The sequence below is a fragment of the Streptococcus sp. HMSC065E03 genome (genome assembly GCF_001815045.1).
Taxonomy (GTDB): Bacteria; Bacillota; Bacilli; order Lactobacillales; family Streptococcaceae; genus Streptococcus; species Streptococcus parasanguinis_AD.
Genome location: NZ_KV818838.1, coordinates 1 through 8,840 on the forward strand (window position 1 = coordinate 1; position 8,840 = coordinate 8,840).

Annotated in this window: 1 protein-coding gene; it reads right to left on the minus strand. The window is 39.7% G+C overall.

What is annotated here, in order from left to right; all coding sequences use genetic code 11:
* Positions 1–8,625: Spy0128 family protein (locus tag HMPREF3002_RS00895; RefSeq protein WP_070664842.1), on the minus strand; the 8,625-nt coding region annotated here is incomplete at its 3' end.
* Between the last annotated feature and the right edge of the window lie 215 nt (positions 8,626–8,840).

Here is an 8,840-nt window from a genome sequence, read left to right on the forward strand (position 1 = left end):
GATCACACCGTTGTTCACAGTGATATCGAATTTATCTGTTACTTCTGCGCCTGTTACTGAGTCGTAAGCTTTGATCTTAGTAGAATCAAGTTCCAATTTAGCTTCATCGTAGTCATCTGAGATTCCTACTGATTGGATATGGTCTTTGTTGTTTGCGTCAAATTTAGTTGTATCCAACCATACTTGGTAAACAAGTTTTTGACCTGGTTTAACTGATTTAGTATTGATATTCGCTTTTTCGTTATTAGATGCATCGTCCGCATATGGGTTCGCATTGGTATCTGCAACCTTGTCTGCCAACTCTTTATCATCATCTAATAATGAAGTTCCAGTTAAATCAAATTCTTTTTCGTTCAGAACATATTTTTCTGGATTGAATTCTGGAGTTTCAGGAGGTGTTACACGGTTGTTAAATTCTTTATCCGCAATTTTGCCTACAGTCGCTACGAGAATCTTAGCTGTTCCGTCGTGTTTCACTGTAACTGTTACATTCGCTTTCATGGTGTCGTATGTAACGGTTGCGTCTGTTCCTTTAACTTCTTCTACTGTGTAGTTGTGTACGCCTTCTTGGCCTTTCTTGAATTCAAGAGCTTTGAACTTAACGTTACCAGCCGCATCATTGCTTACAGTTTCAAGAGTCTTACCTTCTGAATCTTTAAGAACGAAGCTGAATTCGTTAGCTTTCAGTTCACGACCTTCCAAACGTTTAGTGAAGTTGAATTCCACTTCAACTGGAACGTTGTTAACACGTTTTTCAGTTGGTTTGCTTGGTTTTTCAACTTTCTTAGTAGTTGGGTTGTAGTAGTTGACTACTTGAGCCGCAGTATTTTCGATGTCTACACCACCAGGTACATCAGCTTTCACTGTTGTTGGGATGTCGAACTTGTAGTAACGTCCGAATTCGAATTTAGATGTGTCGATGACTTGTGTGTTTTCTGCATCGCCAAGTGACTTAGTGAAGCCATCTTTAAGGGTTGCAGTGATCACACCGTTGTTCACAGTGATATCGAATTTAGCTGTTACATCCGCACCAGTCTTACCATCATAAGCTTTGATTGCTGAACCATCAACATCAACTTTAGCCTCATCGTAGTCATCTGAGATTCCTACTGATTGGATGTTGTCCTTGTTAGCTGCGTCAAATTTAGTTGTATCAAGCCATACTTGGTAAACCAACTTATCGCCACGTTTAACAGTCTTCGTATTCAAGTTTTCTGCTTCGTTGTTTGATGCATCGTCCGCATATGGGTTAGCGTTTGTATCCGCAACCTTGTTAGCCAATTCTTTGTCATCATCAACGAGTTTCGTACCTGTTACATCAAATTTCGCTTCAGAAACAACATATTTTTCAGGATTGAACTTAGGTTCTTCTGGAGGACGAACTGTGTTATTGAATTCTTTATCAGCTGGTTCTGTCACGTTTGTGATCAAGGCTTTCGCTGTACCATCATGACGAACTTCAACTGTTACAACAGCTTTCATTGTGTCATAAGTTACGGTTGCGTCTGTTCCTTTAACCTCTTCTAGTGTGTACTTGTAAGTACCCTCTTGACCCTTCTTGTATTTAAGGGCAGTAACAGTTTCACCAGCTTTATTGGTGTAATCTACTGGAGCAAACTTGATCTTACCAGCTGCATCGTTGGTTGCAGTTGCAATCACAACATTGTCGCTGTCTTTCAACTCGAATGTGAATTCGCCAGCTTTCAGATCACGGCCTTCCAATTTCTTAGTGAAGTTGAATTCTACTGAGATTGGAACACTGTTGACACGTTTTTCAGTTGGTTTGTTTGGTTTTTCAACAGTCTTGCTTACTGGGTTGTAGTAGTTAACAACTTGTGCTGCCTTGTTTTCGATATCTGCACCAGCTACGACATCGTCTTTCACTGTTGCTGGGATATCAAATTTATAGTAGCGTCCAAATTCAAACTTAGTAGTGTCAATGATTTGAGTGTTTTCAGCGTCGCCAAGTGACTTAGTGAAGCCATCCTTAAGGTTAGCTGTCAGAACACCATTGTTATCAGAGATATCGAATTTAGTCGTAACATCTGCACCAGTAACTGAATCGTAAACCTTGATATCTGAAGCATTAACAGTCAATTTATCCTTGTCGTAGTTATCTGTGATTCCTACTGTTTGGATGTTGTCTTTGTTGTTTGCGTCAAACTTAGTTGTATCCAACCATACTTGGTAGTAAAGTTTTTGACCACGTTCAACAGTCTTGGTATTCAAGTTTTCATCTTCGTTGTTGGCAGTTGTATCGACATATGGGTTTGTATTTGTTTCACCATATTTATCTGTCAATTCAGAATCGTCATCAACGAGCTTCGTACCTGTGATATCGAATTTCGCTTTAGAAACAACGTATTTCTCTGGTTGGAACTTAGGTTCTGTTGGTGGAGTGACACGGTTGTTGAACTCTTTATCGGCAGGATCTGTCACGTTTGTGATCAAGGCTTTCGCAGTACCATCATGACTTACTTTAACAGTTACCACTGCAGCCATTTCATCATAAGTGACAGTTGAATCTGTACCTTTCACCTCTGTTACAGTGTAAGTGTACGTACCTTCTTGACCCTTCTGGTATTTAAGGGCAGTGACAGTTTTACCAGCTTTGTTTGTGTAGTCAACTGGAGTGAACTTGAAGTTACCGTCTGCGTCGTTGGTTGCCGTTGCGATCACAACATTGTCGCTATCTTTCAACTCGAATGTGAATTCGCCAGCTTTAAGGTCGCGACCTTCCAATTTCTTAGTGAAGTTAAATTCTACTGAGATTGGAACATTGTTGACACGTTTTTCAGTTGGTTTTTCAGGTTTTTCAACTTTCTTAGTCGTTGGGTTGTAGTAGTTTACAACTTGAGCCGCAGTATTTTCGATATCTGCACCAGCTACGACATCGTCTTTCACTGTTGTTGGGATATCAAACTTGTAGTAACGTCCGAATTCGAATTTAGTTGTGTCGATCACTTGTGTGTTTTCTGCATCGCCAAGTGACTTAGTGAAGCCAGCTTTCAAGTTAGCAGTGATCACACCGTTGTTGACAGCGATATCGAATTTATCAGTTACTTCTGCACCTGTTACAGAGTCGTAAGCTTTGATGTCAGCCGCATTAAGATTTAATTTGGCTTCATCATAGTTATCTGAAATACCTACTGTTTGGATGTTGTCCTTGTTAGCTGCATCAAATTTAGTTGTATCCAACCATACTTGGTAAACCAATTTAGAACCACGTTCAACAGTCTTAGTATTCAAGTTTTCTGCTTCATTGTTTGATGCATCGTCTGCATATGGGTTCGCATTTGTATCTGCGTACTTGTCTGCCAACTCTCTATCATCGTCAACGAGCTTATCACCAGTGATGTCGTATTTTTCTTTAGAAACAACGTATTTCTCTGGTTGGAACTTAGGTTCTTCTGGAGGTGTTACACGGTTGTTGAATTCTTTATCAGCAGCGTCTGTTACGTTGGCAACGATTGCTTTTGCTGTACCATCGTGTGAAACAACCACTTTAACAGTAGCAACCATTGTGTCGTATTTGACAGTTGCATCTGTACCAGGAGTTTCTTCAACTGTGTAGTTGTATGTCTTACCAAGATCATCACGACCGAATTCAAGAGTCTTGAAGACGATCTTACCAGCAGCGTCATTCTTCACGCGTTCAACTTCAACGCCGTCTTTCTTCAATACGAATTCGAATTCGTTCTTTTGAAGTTCACGACCTTCCAAACGTTTCGTGAAGTTCATTTCCACTGGAACTGGAACACTGTTGACACGTTTTTGTGTTGGTTTTTCAGGTTTTTCAACTGTCTTGCTTACTGGGTTGTAAACGTGAACTGTTTGGTTGGCTGTATTTTCAATATCAGCACCAGCTTTAACAGATTCTTTCACAGTTGCTGGAATATCAAATTTATAGTAACGTCCAAATTCGAACTTAGTTGTATCGATAACAGGAGCGTTTACTTTGTCTTTGATAAATGCTTCCTTAGAAGTTGCAGTGATGGTGCCGTTTTCAACTTTGATGTCGAATTTATTGGTTACTTCTGCACCAGTTACTGAATCGTATGCTTTGATGTCCGCTGCATTAACGTCCAATTTTTCTGCATCGTATGTATCAGATACACCAACGTATTGGATGTTGTTAGCTTCAGTAAATTTCGTAGTATCAAGCCATACTTGGTAAACCAATTTAGAACCACGTTTAACTGTCTTGGTATTCAAGTTTTCTGGTTCGTTGTTAGTTGTCTTGTCTACATATGGATCTGCATTTGTTTCAGTGTACTCATTTGTCAACTCATCGTCGTCATCCATCAACTTGTTACCAGTGATGTCATATTTCTCTTTAGAAACGACAAATTTTTCTGGTTGGAATTTTGGAGTTTCTGGAGGAGTAACTTTGTTGTTGAATTCTTTATCTGCAGTACCATCAGTAGCCTTACCATTGGCATCTTTACCACCAGTTGATGTCACGTTTGTAACAGTTGTCAATGAATGACCGTTCTTGGCAACTTCAACAGTCACTGTAGCCTTCATTTGGTCGTAAGTCATTCCAAATTCTTTGTTTGCCGGAATCACTTCTTCTACAGTATATGTGTGGGTACCAACTTTTGTATTGTCAAATGACAATTCTGAGAAGGTAACATTACCGTCAGCATCATTTTTCACTGTTTCAACTTCGTTACCAGCAGCATCTTTCAATACGAAGCTGAATTCGCCTGCAGCCAATTTACGACCAGCCAATTTCTTAGTGAAGTCAAATTTCGTTACAACTGGAGAAACCACATAGTTGTTAAACTCAGTGTCTTCTGGCATTGTAACAGCTGCGCTCAAGAGACCTGTAGCTGCATTTTTGGTTACATTAACGGTTACGACTGCGTTCATTGGATCGTAGTCGATGTTTGTATCTGTTCCAGCTTTTTCACGCACAGTGTAAGTGTGTTCACCTACAGCGTTGTATTCAATTGCATCAAATGTGATAGATCCATCTGCTGCATTTTTCTTGGTTTGAATCACATTGCCATTTTCAAGCAATTCGAATGTGAAGGCATCCTTTGTAAGCTCTTTCCCTTCAAGACGTTTAGTGAACTTGAATTGAGCTTGAGCTGCAGCAGGTGTGAAGGTGTTGTTGAACTCTGTATCTGCAGGAAGTGTGTTTGTTGCTTTAAGAACATGACCTTCCTTAGTAACAGTGATTGTTACTTCAGCTTTCATTGGGTCGTAAGTCATGCCAGTTTCTTTATTTTCTGGGATAACTTCTTCTACAGTGTACTTGTGAGTACCAACTTGAGTATTATCAAAGGTCAAATCATCAAAGGCTACAACACCTTGTTTAGTATTGGTCTTGGTTTGAAGAGTCTTACCATTTGAATCTTTCAATACAAAGCTGAATTCGCCTTCTTTCAACTCACGGCCTGCAAGGGCTTTGCTGAAGTCGAAACGAGTCTTAACTGGAGCTACTGCAAAGTTGTTAAACTCTGTATCTTCAGGCATTGTAACCTTAGCAGTCAAGACACCAGATGCAGCATCTTTCGTAACGTTAACTTTTACGACTGCATTCATATCATCGTAGTCGATGTTTGTATCTGTTCCAGCTACTTCACGTACAGTATAAGTGTGTGAACCTTCTTTATCGTAAGAAATCGCGTCGAATTGGATGGTTCCATCAGCCGCATTTTTCTTCGTTTGGATGACATTACCATTTTCAACCAATTCAAATGTGAAGGCATCCTTCGTGAGCTCTTTCCCTTCCAATTTCTTAGTGAACTTGAATTGAGCTTGTGTAGCAACAGGTGTGAAGGTATTGTTGAACTCTGTGTCTGATGGAAGAGTGTTAGTTACTTTAAGAACGTGACCTTCCTTCGTAACTTTAATCGTTACTTCAGCCTTCATTGTATCGTAAGTCATACCAGCTTCTTTATTTTCTGGAATAACTTCTTCTACAGTGTATTTGTGCGTACCAACTTGAGTATTGTCAAATGTCAAATCATCAAAGGCAACTACACCTTCTTTAGTGTTTGTCTTTGTTTGAAGAGTCTTACCAGTTGAATCTTTCAATACAAAGTTGAATTCACCAGCTTTCAACTCACGACCAGCAAGAGCCTTGCTGAAGTCAAATTTAGTTTTAACTGGAGCTACAACGTAGTTGTTGAAGACTTTATCATCTGCGCTTGATTTGAATCCACCTTCAGCACTGTATTTAACTGAAGCTTCTAAATCACCCGCAGCATTTTTCTCAGTTACAGTAACTGTCATTGTAACAGTCATTGCATCATAATCGACGTTTGTATCTGATCCTTTAAGCTCAGTGATTGTGTATTTGTATACACCAGCTTTGTTAAATGTCAACTTACTAAATGTAGCTTTACCATTTTTATTAGTTACAGTTTCTTCATGTCCTGAAGTTTCTGGAAGTCCTGAAGTTTCTGGAAGCGAACTTTTTCTTTCTTCTTTCTTTTCTTTAATCTTGAAGCTAAATTCACCATCAACAAGTACACGTCCTTCCAATTGTTTTTCAACTTCAGGAGTGACTGTTACAGGCTCTTGTTTCACATAGTAATAGATTGGTTGTTTATACGGTGTCAAAGAGTTGAGCAAGTCAACGTTGGTACCGATACCATTTACTCCACGAACCAATTGTTCGTTTGGAGAAAGGTGACCGATGTTATCCCCTAAGAATGGTACGAATACCGTTTTATATGGTGTATATCCAGCAGCTTTTTGGAAGTCAAATGGAACTTCCTTACCATTTGCATAGGTTACACCTTTGCTATCTGTGAAAGGAATGGTGTTAAGAGGTGATTTCTTAACATTTAATTCTTGTTTGTTATAATCACCAGGTTTAATCGGTTTGGTTTCTGCTAGCAACATGTAGCCGTCAGTGCTCAAGGTACCATCAGAACGTTTGCTTTGTTGTTTTGGATCTAGAAGATAAACGCGAACAACTACAGTTCCATCTTCCCCTACGATTTCTTTGATCCGTTTAATTCCTGCACGCTCAGCGTCCATGAATTTTGTACCAACTTTGTAAGGGCGACTTACATAACCTGATTGATCATTTGCATCAGCTGCTTGATACAATTTATATCCATCAAATTGGCGTTCTCCAGATGCTGTGAAGTTTTGACCTTCCATAGCTTTAGTTGTATATCTAGCTAAGTCTACTTCATTACCATTTTCTTTATAGTCTTGAACTGTTACGTCAGTTTTATTTGCATTGAATGTAGGATTGTTTTTATCAACTACTTTATAATAAGTTGTTTTATTAATTGCTTCTGGTATTTTAGCATTAGTATCTGTAATCGTACGACCATTATAAGCTGGTTCTACAACGTTAATGATATCTGTTGATGTACGAGCTGCATAAACATCATCGTATAATTTTTTCTCATCGGGAGTTAGGTTATGTCCAGGTGCTACTAATGCTTGGATACTTGCCCCAACTTCATATCCAAATTGAATAAATGGTTGGTCCGTTTTACCAGGTCCAGCACCTAAACCTTTATCATAATCAACTTGCCAAGTTAATTCTCCCCTAGAGGCTGCCTTGGTAGTTGTGAATTTTTGAATACCGCTTGAAGCTGTAATGGTTCTAGTTTCTACTACATTACCAGTCGTTTTATCGATCAATTCAACCGTTGTATCGGTAGAGTTATCAAATCTCTTATACGCACGTGTGTAGTAGTTTGTATTGTAACGTTCGTTAAAGCGAGTAAGGTCTACGATACTGTATGTATAGACATCGCCTTCTTTAGCAGCATATCCTGATGGTACTGTTTGTGAACGAACACTTGCACCGTTAGGATCCGTCATATCAGGTGTAGCAACTTCACCGTCTTTTAAGAAAGTTGCTACAGCAACTGGCTCGTTATTGTGGTCTGTAGCAGCACGACGGCTACGACGACGACTACTTACTGCTAAAGCTCCTGCATTTGTACGTTCTGTAGCAGCGTTTGCTACAGCCGCAGCAGCATCTGTACTTTCTGCTCTTTCTGCTTGTGCAGCTGCTCCCGTACCAGTGATTGGAGCTGCTGAACTTACAGTTGCTGAAAAAGTAGTTGTTGCAGCTGGTGTAGTTGCTTCTTCTCTTGCAGCTGCTCTTTCTGAGCTTTCACCTGCTGCAGCACGTGTTGCAGTAGGTTGTGCTGTAGTAGAAACTGTGGTAGAAGCTGGTTTAGAGCTGGTTTCTGCCATTTTCGCTGTTGGTAGAACGATTTCTGGCAATGAACCAACGTTTAGTGGTTTTGAAGCTTCTTCAGTTTTTTTAGTTTCAGCTGGCGCTACCTGTTTTTCTGTAGCAGCTGGTGTTTTAGCTACTTCAGCTTTTTCAGTTGCTGGAGCTGGTGTTTCTGAAGTTGCAGCAGCAGTCCCAGAAAGGTCAATTTTGGGAACTGATCCCCCTTCCCCGTATGCCTTAGAAGCAGCTGGTGCTTCTGCTTGACTTGACTCTGTTGTAGCAGGTTGTGCTGCTTCTGAAGCTGCTGTTCCCGCAGATTCAGAGGCTGCTGTTGCCTCATCCGCTGACGCAGATTGAGCTCCTGCAGCAAAGAGCGCTGTTCCTAAGAGAACAGAACAAACCCCAATGCTATATTTTCGTAAAGAAAAGCGTTGGCGTCTATTGAAAATATCCTTCATTTATAGGATCTCCTTTTTCATATTTCATGATTCCATGATACAAATAAAATTGTAACATCCTTGACATCAAGAGTCAATCTGTCGAAATAAAAATGTAACATTCTTGTTAAAATGTCATATTATACCACATATTTTTTAATATTTTGTGCCAAATTGTCACATTTTTTCCTATCCGGTTCACTTTTTTACACTAAAAAAAGAATACGGGAAAACAG